The following is a 15,572-nucleotide window of genomic DNA, read 5'->3' as shown; positions in this document are numbered from 1 at the left end:
ATGGGATTGAAATCATTACAACATAAAAAATGGTTTAAAATTATAAGTAACAAATATGTACTTATACTTCTCATTTTTATTATCTGGATGTTATGGTTTGATGGAAACTCCTGGCTCATTCACAATGAACTTAATGGAGACATTGATAAACTTAAAGGAAACCAAGAACACTTTGAAACGAAGATAAGAGAAGATCAAGCCCAAATCAAAAAACTCGAAGATAGTGCAGGTCTTGAACGTTTTGCGCGTGAAGAATATTTAATGAAACAACCTGACGAAGAGATTTACATCATAGAATACGAAGATAGTATCCAGACGAATGACAAAGAATAAACTCTTTACCAATTTTGACTCCGTGTCTTCTAAAGCTTTCAAACAAAAAATACAGTTTGATCTTAAAGGCGCATCCTATAATGACACCCTAGTTTGGCATAGTAATGAAGGGATAGATATTAAGCCATTTTACCATAGAGATGAGGCAACAGATTTTCCAGAAGTACCCGGAATGCCCTCTACTTGGTATATTGGAGAAGATATTTTTATACAAGATGCTAGCAAAGCAGCACAAACCGCAAATGAAGTTGTATCATCTGGCACAGAAGCACTCTATTTTAGTGCTGATGCTCCTTTTAATATCCAGCAATTATTTAAATCACTAACGCAGGCAGAAGTTCCTATCCATTTTAAATTACAATTTCTAGATGAAAATTTCTACCAAGATATCATCAAGAAAACCGGAAATCGTGCTATATATTTACATATAGACCTCATCAATCATTTAGCTGAAGATGGCAATTGGTATCATAATTTAAAAGAAGACCATCGTATTCTTGACACGATACTCCAAAAAGAAACAAATACGTTATCTATAGATATAGATCTGTATCAAAATGCTGGAGCAACTATGATACAGCAACTTGCATATGGATTAGCCCATGCAAATGAATACTTAGCACATCTAGAAAAACTGAATGTTTCATTACCATCTATTACGTTCCAAGTAGCTATTGGGTCCAATTACTTTTTTGAAATTGCAAAACTTCGTGCCTTGAGGCAATTGTCAACTGTTTTGATGCAGGAGTACGCTTTCGCGAAAGCGGTCACAACCCACATCATTGCTAGACCAACACGCCGTAATAAAACCATTTATGATTACAATACCAATATGCTTCGTACAACAACCGAAGCAATGAGTGCGGTATTAGGCGGTGCAGACACTGTGATTAATATGCCCTATGATTATATCTATCATAAAACAAATGATTTTGGACAACGCATTTCTCGCAATCAATTGATTATTCTAAAAAAGGAAAGCTATTTTGATGCTGTAAGCAATCCATCTGATGGAACCTATTATATAGAAGCAATCACAAAACAGCTAGCAGAAAAAGCATTAGCACTTTTTAAAGACATAGAACAACAAGGAGGGTTTCTAAAACAACTTAAAGAAGGAACTATACAACGTAAAATCAAAGAAAGTGCTCAAAAAGAGCAAACTCAATTTGATACTCAAGAAAAGATTCTTCTCGGAACCAATAAACACCCTAACCCTGATGATCGTATGAAAGCAGCATTAGAGTTATATCCTTTTGTTAAGATCAATCCAAGAAAAACACTTATTGAACCTATCATAAAACAACGTCTATCTGAAAAGATGGAACAAGAACGTCTTAAAACTGAAGTTTAATCTTTTAAATCTAAAATATACATTATGAAGAAAATTGTTTTTTTAATTCTAACAACGATACTCATTACAAGTTGTAACCAGAAGGCTAAATTCGATTTTAAATTTGCAGATAAAGAACAAGTCATTTCTTGTTCTGAAACCCATAACGCTTTACTAAATGAAGCTTTGTATAGTTTTGAAAACGATTTATACACAAAGTATGACTCTATAAATAGAAGTAATATAAAAGCATATGGTTCTTTTATATACAGAGGTATGGATGGATCTGCAAAATATAATGAGATCATGACTCCTAATACGTTGCCTCTAGTAAATGAACTTCTTGCTGCAAATATTCTTATTAAAGATAAAGCTACAAGTCATCTTAATTATGAACATCCAGCAGTAAAATGTGTTATAGATAATATTAAAGATGAAGATTTAAGAAATACAATGAATGCTCTTATCGACACAAAAACGATGAACCCAAAATTATTTAATTCTCGTTTTAGAAATTTTGGGCGTAATGCAACAAAAGATCGTTACCTCGCTTTATATATAGGATTAGATGGATATTACCAGCAAATTCTCAATGTAACACCGCAAGAAGCACCCTAATACGAATGACTAGAAAAAAGCTAGACCATATTACTTTAGATTCTTTACAGACTGCTGTAAAAAATACTACCGTTAAAGAAGTTACACCTACAGCAGAAACTATAGATCTTAAAAAATCATATAGTAAAGAAGATATTGACACCTTAGAACATTTGGATTTTGTAGCTGGTATTGCGCCTAATTTAAGAGGTCCTTACAGTACTATGTATGTACGAAGACCATGGACCATACGACAATATGCAGGGTTTTCTACTGCCGAAGAAAGTAATGCTTTTTACCGTCGTAATCTTGCTGCAGGACAAAAAGGACTCTCTGTTGCTTTTGATCTTGCTACGCATAGAGGATACGATAGTGACCATGAACGCGTGGTAGGTGATGTAGGAAAAGCAGGTGTGGCTATAGACTCTGTAGAAGACATGAAACTATTGTTTGATCAAATACCTCTAGATCAAATGTCTGTCTCTATGACAATGAATGGCGCTGTACTTCCCATCATGGCGTTTTATATTGTTGCCGCAGAAGAACAAGGCGTTGCTCCTGAAAAACTCTCAGGCACCATACAGAATGATATTTTGAAGGAATTTATGGTGCGTAACACTTATATCTACCCTCCTACGCCTTCTATGCGTATTATCTCAGATATTTTTGAGTACACCTCTAGGGAGATGCCTAAATTCAATTCAATATCAATTTCAGGATATCACATGCAAGAAGCTGGCGCAACTTGTGATATCGAACTTGCCTATACGCTAGCCGATGGCCTTGAGTATATACGTACAGGATTGAAAGCAGGAATGGATATTGATACATTTGCACCTCGTTTATCTTTCTTCTGGGCGATAGGAATGAATCACTTTATGGAAGTAGCCAAAATGCGTGCAGCGCGTATGTTATGGTCAAAACTAGTATCACAATTCAATCCGAAAAATCCAAAATCATTAGCATTACGAACGCATTGTCAAACCAGTGGATGGAGTCTTACAGAACAAGATCCTTTTAATAATGTAGCACGTACCTGTATCGAAGCTACAGCTGCTGCTTTTGGAGGCACACAAAGTTTACATACCAATGCGCTTGATGAAGCCATTGCATTACCTACAGATTTTTCGGCACGTATAGCGCGTAACACACAAATATATCTTCAAACAGAAACAGAAATCACCCGCACGGTTGATCCTTGGGCTGGAAGTTATTATGTAGAATCTCTTACGGATGCTATTGCTCATAAAGCTTGGGAACTTATTCAAGAAGTAGAAGATTTAGGAGGAATGACCAAAGCTATAGAAGCTGGAATTCCTAAATTACGTATTGAAGAAGCTGCTGCTCGTAAACAAGCACGTATAGATAGTGGCCAAGACATTATTGTAGGTGTCAATAAATACCGCCCAACCGAAGAAGAATTCCTTGATATTCTTGAAGTAGATAATACAAAAGTACGAGATGGTCAGTTAGCTCGATTAAAAAACATTAAAGAACAACGTGACACTGCAAAAGTTACACAAGCGCTTACTAACCTAACAGAAGCAGCTCGGTCTGGTAAAGATAATTTATTAGCTCTGGCTGTAGTTGCTGCCCGGGAACGTGCTACTTTAGGTGAAATTTCAGATGCCTTAGAAAATGTGTACGGTAGGCATAAAGCAACGATAAAATCATTTAGTGGCGTGTATAGTAAAGAAATTAAAAAAGATCCCGCTTTCGCGAAAGCGCAACAACTTGCAAACCAATTTGCCGAGTTAGATGGTCGTCGCCCTCGTATTATGATTGCAAAAATGGGACAAGATGGCCATGATCGAGGTGCCAAAGTAGTCGCAACTGGATATGCAGACATAGGCTTTGATGTAGATATTGGCCCATTATTTCAAACCCCAAAAGAAGCTGCCAAGCAAGCCATGGAAAATGATGTTCATATTCTAGGGGTTTCTTCGCTTGCAGCGGGTCACAAAACATTGGTTCCAAAAGTAATTGAAGAACTTACAAAGCTAGGTCGTCCAGATATTATGGTAATTGTAGGGGGAGTCATTCCACAACAGGATTACCAGTTCCTATTTGACGCTGGTGCCGTTGCGGTTTTTGGACCTGGAACTAAAATAAGTGAAGCTGCCATTGGATTATTAGATATTATGATAGCGCATATTTCGTAAAACGAAACTACACTATATTACAACTACAAAGATTTTAATATATAGTATATCCATTTTTGGTATATGTTACTAGTTATTTTGTTCTAGGACTTAGAAAACATCATAACCAACTATAAACAAACAATATAGACAATAAAGTGTATTTCTAATGTTTTACAAAAATGAAGATAGCGCTTAATGCGCTAAAATAGTATCTCTAAAAAAACAGGTAAAAACACCTGTTTTTTTCATTAATCTAGTTTCTATTTTTGCAATGATAATAGGAATGTGTAATCCTTGGGGGAGGCTTATGCGCTCATCAAACTATTCACTTTCTATTATACTATAATCATATATTTTTCATACTACCTCTGGTTTTTCTATCCAAAACGCATAGAAAAACATATAACTTAAGATGTTGATTATATGATTTATAAATAAAAAAAAGTACTTTAGCGCTTGAAACTATTAACCTATTCTTAATTACCATGAAAAAATTATCCTTATTTGCTTTTATTATGATGCTATGTATAGCATGTAGTGTAGAAGAAGAAACAACACTTGACGAAGGAACAAACCTAGAAGTAGTCCTTGAAAATTACAAAGGAGTATTTACAACTACAGATGGACTAACGAGAGGAGCATTAGATGTAACACTTTCTGAAGATAAACTTTCTGCTACTGGTACCCTTACCTTATCTACAGGAGAAGTGGTAAGTATCTTTACAGATCAAATTATAGATGTAGGTAACAGAAAAGAAATTGAATTTACATCAAATGAGCTTTCTTTTACAATGACTACGGGAGCAGAGGAAGAAATTATGGAAATAGAAGCTGTTACGTTTAGAGGTGCTGAGAGTTCTATTTTAGTAGGACAAAGTTCAACGAGAGCACCGTTAAATCCTATTTTAGGAACTTTTATATGTATAGATTGCCCAGCGCCATTAGATAATGGTAGCACTCAAACATTTAATTTTTTAGTTTCTGCAGCAGATATGGATGGAAATTCTACTGTAACATCACAAACGACACTTGCAGGAACTGTTTATAATGGAGTTGCAACACAATCTGGATGTTCTGATAATGGGGATCAAACTACTTGTAATTTAAATAGTGGTACTGTACCTGGAGTAACGGGCACTGCCTTTAATCCTGGTGGCGGTCCTGTCACTTGGAGTGGAACACATACCTTTAATAATGGTCCTTCTGGAGGAGATGATTGCTCTACAGCGTCAGGAACTTGGACTTGGAACTCTAGTACAATAGGAACCGTTGGAGGTGATTTCACTAGTAATATTAGTGGTGATTGTCCTCCTCCTTTAACAACTTTACTATTTGAAAATTTTGAAACTGTATCTGGAACTCCTTCAAGTACTGGATATATACTACGTGATGAATTTCCTAGCTCACCAGACTTTGGAGTAATAGTTGAAGATATTTCTGAATCTATTTCTGAAGAAGATTATGTTGGTCGTGTTGCATTATCAAATTTAGCGGCTGGTAATAATAGTTTTGCAGGTTTTCAAGGAGATCGTTTTTTTGGAGTAAATGACACTGATGGCGTAGGATCTTACAACACTAGTACAGATTTTATTTCTATAAATTGGAATGATGTATCTACTATGGGATTCAGTACGATTACAGTAAGTGCCCTTTTTGCAGAAGGCGCACCAGTATCTTGGGATGGATTTGGTAATACTTCAGAATTACGAGTAGAATATTCGTTTAATAGTGGAGCTACATGGACTCCTGTATTCTCTATATCTCCAACAACAGCAACAAGTAATACTCCTGCAGGTTTTGATCCTGAAAATGATGGTCTAGGAGATGCCACTATAGTACTTGGCAATAATTTTAGAGAATTATCAGGGTCATTTGCAAACCCAGGAGCAGCTCCTACAGTAAGCATACGTTTCTTTATAGAACACCTTACGGGTACTGATGAAGATGTTGCATTTGATAATGTAACTATCTCTGGAAACTAAGAACGTTTTCTCTTTAACATATATAAAGGCTATCAAAATTTTGATAGCCTTTATTTTTTACATAAGTAAAAGCTAGACGCTTTATCATTCTATTTTTTATATTGCGCTGGCTAATTATAAGAAACCCCTGTGTTATTTAACTCCTTTGATTTTGGACTCTTTTTACCTATTGTCTTTATCCTCTATTGGATAGTAGGCAGTAAACGTATACAAGGTCAAAATACGGTATTACTTATTGCGAGTTATTTCTTTTATGGGGTTTGGGATTGGCGTTTTTTAGCACTCATACTTGCAAGCTCATTGGTAGATTTTTATGCTGGTAACTATATCAGTAAAGCCAAAACACAACAAAAAAGGCGACTCTGGTTATATAGTAGTCTTAGTTGGAATCTCGGGGTCTTATTTGTCTTTAAGTATTACAATTTCTTTCTAGACAACTTAAAAACACTATTCGAACTTCCAGAAAATACGTTTACAACACTAGATATTATTATTCCTGTAGGTCTTAGTTTTTACACTTTTCAAACCATAGGCTATACCATAGATGTATATCGCAAAAAAATTGAGCCAACTCAAGACATTCTAAAATTCTTATGTTTTGTGAGTTTCTTTCCGCAGTTGGTAGCTGGTCCTATAGAACGTGCTAGTAAGTTATTACCTCAGTTTAGTAAAGAACGCTCTTTTAGTTATGATAAAGCAAAAGATGGACTACGTCAATTACTTTGGGGACTCTTTAAGAAAATAGTCGTTGCAGACAATATTGGCGTTGCAGTATTTGCCATATATAGTCACCCAGAAGACTATGGTTCAATTACGATCATCTACGGTGCTTTCTTATTCTTATTCCAACTATATGCAGATTTTTCTGGATATTCAGATATAGCCATAGGAACTGCAAAGTTGTTCGGATTTGATTTAAGTACAAACTTTAAACTTCCATATCTAGCCAATAGCGTTACAGGTTTCTGGCGTAGATGGCATATTACCTTATCAAAATGGTTTCAAGATTATGTATATGTACCATTAGCTCAAGGAAAAGCGTTACGATTTTTTTCAAAACCATCTAGAAAAGCTATAAGCCTTTTGATAACAATGGGAATGATAGGACTATGGCATGGAGCTAATTGGACCTACCTTGCTTTTGGTTTATTACATGGGGTTCTTATCGTTATAGAAGGAACTACGATTACGAGTAAAGGAAAAAAAATAAAATTACACCAATGGTTAGAAACGGGTGTGATTTGGTCAAAATTTTATACCGTAACCTTTCTGGTAGTATCTTTGATTTTCTTTCGCGCAAGCTCCTTAAATAAAACTATTTTAATGCTTAAAGAAGTAATTACTCAGAATGTTGCTTTTTATGACCTTGACCTTATTATTGGTAGAAAAATAGGGTTTCTAGCGATTATGGTTATAGCAGAAGTGTGGAGAAAAAAATATACACATCCATTTATGAAACTGGAAGGTGTATTTCCAAAAGTAGTACGATGGAGTATGTATTATTTCTTGATATTTGCGATTATTAGATATGGAAGACCTCAAGAAGCCTTTATTTATTTTCAATTTTAATGATTAAAAAATTCGTCATACAGATTTGTATTTTTTTGATTCCCGTAGTCATAGGATATGCTCTTGTCGAGAATTATACACGTAACCTCCCACTTACTCCAAAAATTAAATCAGATTATTATAAAAAAAACAAAGAAGATATTGAAGTATTAGTTTTGGGAGCTTCTCAAAACAGAGATGCTATTAATCCAGAGTTTTTATCTCAAAAGACATTAAATATTGCTTTCCCTGATCAAGATTATTATGTAAGTTCTAGATTATTAGAGCAAGTAGGACCTACCCTACCGTCCTTAAAAACTGTTATAATTCCTATATCTTATGGACATTTTGAGACAGCCCCAAACCAAAAAGACACATGGAAAAATAGCATGTATCGCCACTATTTTGGAGCAACCGTGTCTGATAAATTCACATACTTCAAAGACAATTTTTTATATATAAGTTTTCCAAATTATTATTCTACTAAAATAAATGAGCATAAAAAAGGAACAACTAAAGTAGATTGTAATGTCTATGGGTATAATAAAAACATAGAGAGAGCATTATTCTATACACATAACTATGATAGCTTAACGATTATAAAGCAACCTATCCATATAACCCCTACAATACCTCATCCAGAATATGTCTCTCAAAATGTAAATAAACTTGAAGATATCCTAGACTTTTGTACTGAAAACAAGTATAAAATCATTTTATTAGAAACCCCTACGACAAAACGGTTTAAAGAACAAAGAATTCCTGAAGTACTTCATAGAAAAGATAGCGTGTTATCTATGATTATCGCTAAATATAATGTACAACATATCGATGCAAACTCAAATAACGATTACAACTTAAAAGATCATAGAGATAATAATCATCTAAGTACACAAGGAGCTGAAAAGTTTACCAAACTTTTAGATAAATTAATCAATTAAGGAATCCATTTTTTATCAAAATTAGGCGCTCGCTTCTCCAAGAATGCATTTCTTCCCTCTTTGGCTTCGTCTGTCATATAAGCTAGTCGGGTAGCTTCTCCTGCAAATACTTGCTGTCCTACCATACCATCATCTGTAAGATTCATGGCAAATTTGAGCATCTTTATAGAAATTGGAGACTTTGCTAATATCTCTTGTGCCCATTGATATGCGGTACCTTCTAGTTCTTCATGAGGGATTACAGCATTTACCATTCCCATTTCATAAGCGTCTTGTGCAGAATAATTACGCCCTAAAAAGAAAATTTCTCTAGCTTTTTTCTGCCCCACCATTTTTGCTAGATATGCAGATCCGTATCCTCCATCAAAGCTTGTTACATCAGCATCTGTTTGCTTAAAGATAGCGTGTTCTTTACTTGCCAGTGTTAAATCACACACTACATGCAAGCTATGTCCTCCTCCTACTGCCCATCCCGGAACTACCGCAATCACTGCCTTAGGCATAAAACGTATTAAACGCTGTACTTCTAAGATATTAAGTCTATGATATCCATCTTCTCCTACATACCCTTCTTTACCTCTAGCATTTTGATCTCCTCCGCTACAAAAACTATATACACCATCTTTTGTAGAAGGTCCTTCTGCAGAAAGTAAAACGACCCCTATAGAGGTATCTTCATTTGCATCATAAAATGCATCATATAACTCACTGGTAGTTTTAGGACGAAATGCATTACGCACATTAGGTCTGTTAAATGCTATTCTAGCTACTCCGTTGCTTTTCTTATACGTTATATCTGTATATTCTTTGGCAGTTTTCCATTCAGGATGTATCATAAACCTTATTTTAGCGTAAAAATAACCCTTTATTCGTATTCATAGAAATGAAAAAGTTCACCTTTTGTATTATTCTTGTTTTTGCTTTCGCGAAAGCGGTATTAGCACAAGACACAAACGCTCAATATGTATTTACTGACCTGATAGATTTAGACGCTAATCCAGTCATAAGTCAAGGTAATACAGGCACTTGTTGGAGTTTTTCTACCTCATCATTTTTAGAAAGCGAAATTGGACGTATCACTGGTAAAAAAGTAGACCTTTCTGAAATGTATACTGTACGTAATACCTACCCTGCAAAAGCAGAAAATTATGTAATGAGGCAAGGGAAAGCACAATTTAGTGAAGGGGGTCTTGCTCATGATGTGATAAATAGCGTTGCTAGATTTGGACTTGTACCTATAGATGCATACACTGGTCTTGCCCCTACCGAAAACAACCATAACCATGCAGAAATGGTAACTGTTGTAGAAGCAATGCTTAACGCTTATATAGAAAATCCAGGCCGTAGATTAAGTAAAAAATGGAAACCTGCTGTAAATGCTGTTCTTGATACGTATTTAGGAGAACAAGTGAAAGATTTTTCATTTGAGAATAAAAGATATACTCCCAAAGAATTCTCCGATGAAATGGGAATAAAACCGAGTGAATATATCTCTCTTACATCTTTTACGCATGCGCCATTGTATAGCTCATTTATTCTAAATATACCTGATAATTTTTCTAATGGGTCTTTTTACAATGTACAACTAGATGAATTTATAGAAAGTATTGATCATGCATTAGAAAATGGTTATACCATCACATTAGACTGTGATGTAAGCGAACTCTCTTTTTCCTCCAAACAAGGCGTTGCTGTAATTCCTGCTCAAAAAGAAAATGCAAAACTTGCTGTATTAGGACCTGAGGAAGAAAAAGTGATTACGCAACAATATCGCCAAGATGAATTTGAAAACTACAATACTACTGATGATCACTTGATGCATATTACTGGAAAAGCTAAAGATCAACATGGGACGATCTATTATAAAGTAAAAAACTCTTGGGGAACAAATCCTGACCGTACAGCGTATGAAGGGTATGTATACATGAGTGTTTCATACATACGTCTTAAAGCCATTTCTGTACTAATGCATAAAGAAGGCCTACCAAAAAACATTTCAAAAAAAATAAAGCTATAATACAAACCAAGCTCCAAAAGTGCTGATTCAAAACACTTAATCGATAAAATCAATCTTTTCATCGATTATTAGTTATTTATTTTACTATGCGTACATAATAAAAAGGAGTGTATGCTACCTTTGTAGTCTAATAAATATTGGGGTATGTATTTAGAAAATTCAGCTATAAACAAAGAGGTGAAAAAAGTTCATCAACTTTCTAATGGAACGATCTACGTTTTTGAAAATTTTTTGGTTTCCGAATTTAAAGAAGGAGCAATCATAGATTTTGATTGTTTTGTTCAGCTTTACCATTATCTTAATTCTTATAGTGAAAACAAACAATCGTTTGGTTATATTTCTAATAGAGTTCATAAATACACTGTAAAAGTGGCTGATTTTATGAAAACAAAATCGCTAGGTCAAAAAGCATATCCTATGGCTGTAGTTACTTACGATGAAGAAGGTGAGAACACATTTAAGTTTGAAAAACAAGTAAACAATTGTCAGGCTATTTTATGTGAATCATTAGATAAAGCAGTTACATATTTAACAAATAATATACTTAATGTTAAACTACATTAAAATGTCTTAACGTACTAGTTACATATCGTATTTTTGCGCACCAATCAATAAAAAAACCTTAAAACACAGCTAACTTTTAAGGGTAATCACTTGTAAAACATAATAGTATATTTTATGTATTTGATTGATTCGAGTTTAAAAAATGAAATAAAGAAAATCCATTATTTAAAGAAAGCTACTGTATTTATATTTGAAAATTTTTTAGTTGTTGAATATAATCAAGACGCTATTGTAGATTTTGATTGTATTGCTGAGACGTATCATCTTTTAAGTCATTATAGTGAACAAAAAAATTGCTTTGGTTATATTTCTAATAGAGTACATAAGTACACTTTAAAAATCGCAGATTTTATAAAAATCAAATCTTTGGCGCAAAAAAAGTACCCAACGGCTATTGTTATATATGATGAGCAAGGCTTAAATGAGTACAAATTTGAACAACAAATAGCTAACTGTAAAGCTATTGTATGTAAATCCCTTAATGAAGCTGTTAATTCACTATCGCTATCTTTAACAAAAGCATGTTAAAGATGGTGTGATTTTTGCAGTAATTTATTAGATTGCTATATAAAACTACACATATGAAAAAATTAATTTTAGTATTCCTTTTTCTTCCTATAGTAGGTTTTGCTCAGGGATTAGATTTTGAAACCACAAGTTTTGAAATTAAAGCTGTAACACTTACTAATACTACTAGAAGTTTACTTTCATATGACCTTAACAATGAGCAAATCCCTACTAAGATCAAAAAATTTGACACACGCTCTAGGCAAGAAATTTATAATGCCAGTCAATCTTTTATTTATGCAGTAAGAAGTAATTTTAAAGCAAAAAATACCAAAAACCCAGTGATTACGATAGCACCTCTAAGCGAAAATAATAGATATGCTTTTGGTGATAATGGATCTGAAGTAAAGAATATAGCTTATAAACCTTCAACAGGAGGAAATATATTTTCTGCATATTGTGCAGGTGTTTATGCCGCAAATAATGCTAGAAATTAGCAAACTCTCTAAGCAATGCTATAAATACCATCTTCTTTAATAAGTATCTTACGATCCCTATATAGTGTACCTATTGCTTTTTTAAAACTCTTTTTACTAAGACCTAATTGAGATTGAATATCTTCTGGATCAGATTTATCGTGTAATGGTAAAAAACCATCATTAGCAGCCAACTCTTCGTATATATATTGTGCATTAGGTTCTATGCTTTTATAACCTTCTTCTTGAAGTACAATATCTATTTTACCATCAGGACGTATTTTTTTCACCCATCCTTCTAGTTGATCTCCCGTACGAATATCTTCAAAAATATCTTCTTTATAAATAAGACCTCTGTATTTAGAGTTTACAATGGCATTTGCACCACGATCTGTAATATGAGAAATTAGTAAATCTACTTTATCAAATTTTTTAACATCTATCTGATCATTAGAAAGATACTTTATAGTCTTACTTGTTGCAGCAAGTCTGTTGGTTTTTTGATCAAGGTACATGTATACGATATACCAACTTCCTTCCTTCATTGGTCTTGCTTGTTGTGCAAAAGGAACAAAGAGTTCTTTTTCTAAACCCCAATCTAAAAAAGCACCTATTTTAGATACTGTGGTACAGCGTAAGTATCCAAAACTATTAAGTTCTATATATGGTTTTAATGTTGTTGCAACTGGACGTTCTTCATGGTCTAGGTACACATAGACATCTAATTCATCCCATATTTTATATTCTGTTGGGACATATTTATTAGGCAATAATACATCATCACCCGCTTCATTAGATAAGAAAAGACCTGGTTCTGTCTCTCTATCTATTCTCATTCTATGGTATTTTCCAATTTCTAACATACGTTGTAAATAAGGTGCAAAAATACAATTACTTCTATCAAAAAGCGCTTTAACTATATATTATAGTTAAAGCGCTTAAATAGATTGGTTAGTTAAGTAGCCTATTTATATGCTGATTCTTTTTTGAAATGCTTTGTAAGCATGTAATACACAACCGCACGGTACTTATTACGGTTAGATTTTCCATAAGTATCTATTACGCTAGCAATAGCACTGTCTAATTCTGCTCCGTCACTAAGCCCTAATTTTTTAATTAAAAAATTATTTTTTACCGTAGCGAGTTCGCTCTCATCACTTCCAGACACAGTTGCTGCATCTGCATTATAAATTGATGGTCCACAACCGATAGTTACCTTTGTAAGAAGATCCATGTCAGGAGTCATTCCACACTTGTTTTTTAAGTCATCTGCATACTTTGCGATGAGATCGTCTCTTTTGCTCATAATGATAAAGTTACTTGTTTGGTTTAAAATTTAATGTTCTTAAAGATAAAATATTTTCTAATACTTAGCCAATATTTTTTTATTTGATGTGTTTAAAGTAATTTAACAGCACTTCATCGTTGATTTTACGCGGTGTAAAGATTTCTAGTAATGAAGGTTGATCATTCAATGCATATAATTGATCTTTTGCAAAAACACATTCTTCTTCATTATTAGCTGTTAAATAGTTAAATCCATACATAGCGCACAATTCTTTTGCCGTTAATTCATGTGTTGTTTCAAAAAAAGTATCAAATCCATCAGTATTTTTGTCTCTGTTAGGTAAGATTCTAAAAATACCACCGCCACTATTATTTATGACTATAATCTTAAAATCTTTAGGTATATAATCATTCCATAATGCGTTACTATCGTAAAAGAAGCTCAAATCACCTGTAATAAATGTAGTAGGTTGTTGTGTCGCTACAGCTGCTCCAATAGCTGTACTTGTACTTCCATCAATACCGCTTGTCCCTCTATTACAATATACTTGAAGTGTTTTATTTAAGTCAAATAATTGTGCATAACGTACAGCACTACTATTCCCTATTTGTAATATAGAGTCATTAGGTATTGCTGACAGTATATGATCAAACGCCTTAAAATCACACCAAGGCATTTGTTGTATATATGAAGTATGTAATTGGTCTCTTTTAGAACGAATAGACAACCAATACGATTTATATTTACTAGCGGCCTGTTCTAATTTTGGAATAATACGCTTAAAAAACGTATTAGGCATTAACTCAAAATGTTTATTCAAGCAAAAATAAGTGTCATATGCTTTTTTAACATCAATATGCCAATGATGTTTAGGCTGATAATCACGTAAAAAAGCTTTTATCTTTTTTGAAATGACCATTCCTCCAAATGTGAGTAAAATATCTGGTTGTAACTTTTTAAACCCTTCATCATCTAAAGACCCTATCATATTATCAATACGCGTAACAAAATCAGGATGTTCTATGTTTGATGTTGTTTCTGTAAAAACGATCACAGACGGATCTGCTCCTAACCAATCAATGATTTCCTGATCTATTACCTGAGGTGGATTTACGCCTACTAATACTATTTTACGAGAAGCCGTATTCCAAATATCTGCAAAGGGTTGTAATTCTAAATCTGTTATTTCTTGCTCTATAGGTCGCGGTGCTACTTGTATAGGTGTTACTGTTTTTTCTTCAACCATCTCATATAATGGCTCGTAAAAAGGGACATTAATGTGTACTGGGCCGCTATGTTCAATAGCCATATTAAGCGCTTTATTAATCTCTTGCTCATTATGACGCCTGCTTTCTACTATTTTCTGAATAAGATGTTTATCCGTAATTGTTTCTACGGGCACGATCTCAGAATATAAGTTTGCCGAATACATGATGTGATTTTCAAACACATTTTTTTGACGTATTGTTTGTCCATCTCCTATATCAATACGTTCTACAGGTCTATCTGCACTAATAACGACTAGTGGAATATCACTATAAAAAGCTTCGGCTATTGCAGGATAGTAATTAAGCAAAGCACTTCCTGATGTACAGACTAAAGCAACTGGTTTTCTTGTTTGTTGTGCAATCCCTAGTCCAAAAAAAGCAGCACAACGCTCATCTACAATACTATATGCTTTTATAACTGGGTTTTTGGTAAATTCTATAGTTAATGGTGCATTACGTGATCCTGGAGAAATCACAACTTGTGTTATTCCTTTACTTAAGCAAAGACTAACGATAGATTGTGCAACTGGTATTTTAGAGTGCTTCATGTTGTCCTGTAAAAATACGACTCTCG

Annotated in this window: 15 protein-coding genes; 11 read left to right on the top strand and 4 right to left on the bottom strand. The window is 33.9% G+C overall.

Annotated features, from left to right (window positions below; translation table 11 throughout):
• The 7 genes from Q1A60_RS08935 to Q1A60_RS08905 all read left to right on the top strand — a co-directional run bounded on the left by Q1A60_RS08935 (nt 1) and on the right by Q1A60_RS08905 (nt 8,878).
• Nucleotides 1-333: a septum formation initiator family protein gene (locus Q1A60_RS08935; protein WP_299766072.1), complete on the top strand. Its 333-nt coding sequence runs from the start codon at nt 1-3 to the stop codon at nt 331-333.
• Nucleotides 320-1,687 (top strand): methylmalonyl-CoA mutase subunit beta, encoded by a 1,368-nt coding sequence (locus Q1A60_RS08930; RefSeq protein WP_299766074.1) that lies wholly within the window; start codon nt 320-322, stop codon nt 1,685-1,687. The genes Q1A60_RS08935 and Q1A60_RS08930 overlap by 14 nt, the downstream gene beginning before the upstream one ends.
• A 24-nt stretch (nt 1,688-1,711) precedes the next feature.
• The gene (locus Q1A60_RS08925) at nt 1,712-2,284 is read left to right on the top strand and encodes a hypothetical protein (RefSeq protein WP_299766076.1); all 573 of its coding nucleotides are present in this window, start codon (nt 1,712-1,714) and stop codon (nt 2,282-2,284) included.
• A gap of 5 nt (nt 2,285-2,289) precedes the next feature.
• A complete protein-coding gene (scpA, locus tag Q1A60_RS08920; RefSeq protein ID WP_299766078.1) occupies nt 2,290-4,425 on the top strand; it encodes a methylmalonyl-CoA mutase in 2,136 nt (711 codons plus the stop codon).
• Nucleotides 4,426-4,892: 467 nt separating this feature from the next.
• A complete protein-coding gene (locus tag Q1A60_RS08915; protein ID WP_299766080.1) occupies nt 4,893-6,389 on the top strand; it encodes a hypothetical protein in 1,497 nt (498 codons plus the stop codon).
• Between the two features lie 129 nt (nt 6,390-6,518).
• Nucleotides 6,519-7,958, top strand: coding sequence for an MBOAT family O-acyltransferase (locus tag Q1A60_RS08910; RefSeq protein WP_299766082.1), 1,440 nt, complete (start codon nt 6,519-6,521; stop codon nt 7,956-7,958).
• Complete coding sequence (locus Q1A60_RS08905; protein WP_299766084.1) at nt 7,958-8,878, top strand: hypothetical protein; 921 nt, start codon at nt 7,958-7,960, stop codon at nt 8,876-8,878. The genes Q1A60_RS08910 and Q1A60_RS08905 overlap by 1 nt, the downstream gene beginning before the upstream one ends.
• Here the strand turns inward: Q1A60_RS08905 and Q1A60_RS08900 are convergent.
• Nucleotides 8,875-9,714: a 1,4-dihydroxy-2-naphthoyl-CoA synthase gene (locus Q1A60_RS08900; RefSeq protein WP_299766086.1), complete on the bottom strand. Its 840-nt coding sequence runs from the start codon at nt 9,712-9,714 to the stop codon at nt 8,875-8,877. The two genes, Q1A60_RS08905 and Q1A60_RS08900, sit on opposite strands and share 4 nt — an antisense overlap.
• A gap of 47 nt (nt 9,715-9,761) precedes the next feature.
• On the opposite strand from Q1A60_RS08900, the gene Q1A60_RS08895 reads away from it, so the two are divergent.
• The 4 genes from Q1A60_RS08895 to Q1A60_RS08880 all read left to right on the top strand — a co-directional run bounded on the left by Q1A60_RS08895 (nt 9,762) and on the right by Q1A60_RS08880 (nt 12,463).
• Complete coding sequence (locus tag Q1A60_RS08895) at nt 9,762-10,895, top strand: C1 family peptidase (RefSeq protein WP_299766088.1); 1,134 nt, start codon at nt 9,762-9,764, stop codon at nt 10,893-10,895.
• A 144-nt stretch (nt 10,896-11,039) separates the two neighbouring features.
• Nucleotides 11,040-11,459, top strand: coding sequence for a hypothetical protein (locus Q1A60_RS08890; protein ID WP_299766089.1), 420 nt, complete (start codon nt 11,040-11,042; stop codon nt 11,457-11,459).
• Nucleotides 11,460-11,573: 114 nt separating this feature from the next.
• A complete protein-coding gene (locus Q1A60_RS08885) occupies nt 11,574-11,987 on the top strand; it encodes a hypothetical protein (protein ID WP_299766091.1) in 414 nt (137 codons plus the stop codon).
• 53 nt (nt 11,988-12,040) lie between these two features.
• Entirely contained in the window at nt 12,041-12,463 is a 423-nt protein-coding gene (locus Q1A60_RS08880; RefSeq protein ID WP_299766093.1) for a hypothetical protein, read from the top strand.
• A gap of 8 nt (nt 12,464-12,471) precedes the next feature.
• On the opposite strand, the gene Q1A60_RS08875 is transcribed toward Q1A60_RS08880, so the two are convergent.
• From Q1A60_RS08875 to menD, 3 genes are all read right to left on the bottom strand, one after another.
• Nucleotides 12,472-13,305, bottom strand: coding sequence for a S1-like domain-containing RNA-binding protein (locus tag Q1A60_RS08875; RefSeq protein WP_299766095.1), 834 nt, complete (start codon nt 13,303-13,305; stop codon nt 12,472-12,474).
• Between the two features lie 101 nt (nt 13,306-13,406).
• Nucleotides 13,407-13,748 (bottom strand): DUF2853 family protein, encoded by a 342-nt coding sequence (locus Q1A60_RS08870; RefSeq protein WP_299766097.1) that lies wholly within the window; start codon nt 13,746-13,748, stop codon nt 13,407-13,409.
• 79 nt (nt 13,749-13,827) lie between these two features.
• Entirely contained in the window at nt 13,828-15,546 is a 1,719-nt protein-coding gene (menD, locus tag Q1A60_RS08865) for a 2-succinyl-5-enolpyruvyl-6-hydroxy-3-cyclohexene-1-carboxylic-acid synthase (protein ID WP_299766099.1), read from the bottom strand.
• Between the last annotated feature and the right edge of the window lie 26 nt (nt 15,547-15,572).

Origin of the sequence: uncultured Dokdonia sp. (genome assembly GCF_947492535.1) — a bacterium.
In the GTDB taxonomy this organism is placed as follows: domain Bacteria; phylum Bacteroidota; class Bacteroidia; order Flavobacteriales; family Flavobacteriaceae; genus Dokdonia.
The sequence above is the reverse complement of the archived record's forward strand: the minus strand, read 5'-3'. Positions and strand labels throughout refer to the sequence as shown.

Bases quoted from the DNA above. Each gene is read 5' to 3' on its own strand.
- Q1A60_RS08935 (WP_299766072.1), top strand. From the start codon at position 1: ATGGGATTGAAATCATTACAACATAAAAAATGGTTTAAAATTATAAGT.
- Q1A60_RS08930 (WP_299766074.1), top strand. From the start codon at position 320: ATGACAAAGAATAAACTCTTTACCAATTTTGACTCCGTGTCTTCTAAA.
- Q1A60_RS08925 (WP_299766076.1), top strand. From the start codon at position 1,712: ATGAAGAAAATTGTTTTTTTAATTCTAACAACGATACTCATTACAAGT.
- scpA (WP_299766078.1), top strand. From the start codon at position 2,290: ATGACTAGAAAAAAGCTAGACCATATTACTTTAGATTCTTTACAGACT.
- Q1A60_RS08915 (WP_299766080.1), top strand. From the start codon at position 4,893: ATGAAAAAATTATCCTTATTTGCTTTTATTATGATGCTATGTATAGCA.
- Q1A60_RS08905 (WP_299766084.1), top strand. From the start codon at position 7,958: ATGATTAAAAAATTCGTCATACAGATTTGTATTTTTTTGATTCCCGTA.
- Q1A60_RS08900 (WP_299766086.1), bottom strand. From the start codon at position 9,714: ATGATACATCCTGAATGGAAAACTGCCAAAGAATATACAGATATAACG.
- Q1A60_RS08895 (WP_299766088.1), top strand. From the start codon at position 9,762: ATGAAAAAGTTCACCTTTTGTATTATTCTTGTTTTTGCTTTCGCGAAA.
- Q1A60_RS08890 (WP_299766089.1), top strand. From the start codon at position 11,040: ATGTATTTAGAAAATTCAGCTATAAACAAAGAGGTGAAAAAAGTTCAT.
- Q1A60_RS08885 (WP_299766091.1), top strand. From the start codon at position 11,574: ATGTATTTGATTGATTCGAGTTTAAAAAATGAAATAAAGAAAATCCAT.
- Q1A60_RS08880 (WP_299766093.1), top strand. From the start codon at position 12,041: ATGAAAAAATTAATTTTAGTATTCCTTTTTCTTCCTATAGTAGGTTTT.
- Q1A60_RS08875 (WP_299766095.1), bottom strand. From the start codon at position 13,305: ATGTTAGAAATTGGAAAATACCATAGAATGAGAATAGATAGAGAGACA.
- Q1A60_RS08870 (WP_299766097.1), bottom strand. From the start codon at position 13,748: ATGAGCAAAAGAGACGATCTCATCGCAAAGTATGCAGATGACTTAAAA.
- menD (WP_299766099.1), bottom strand. From the start codon at position 15,546: ATGAAGCACTCTAAAATACCAGTTGCACAATCTATCGTTAGTCTTTGC.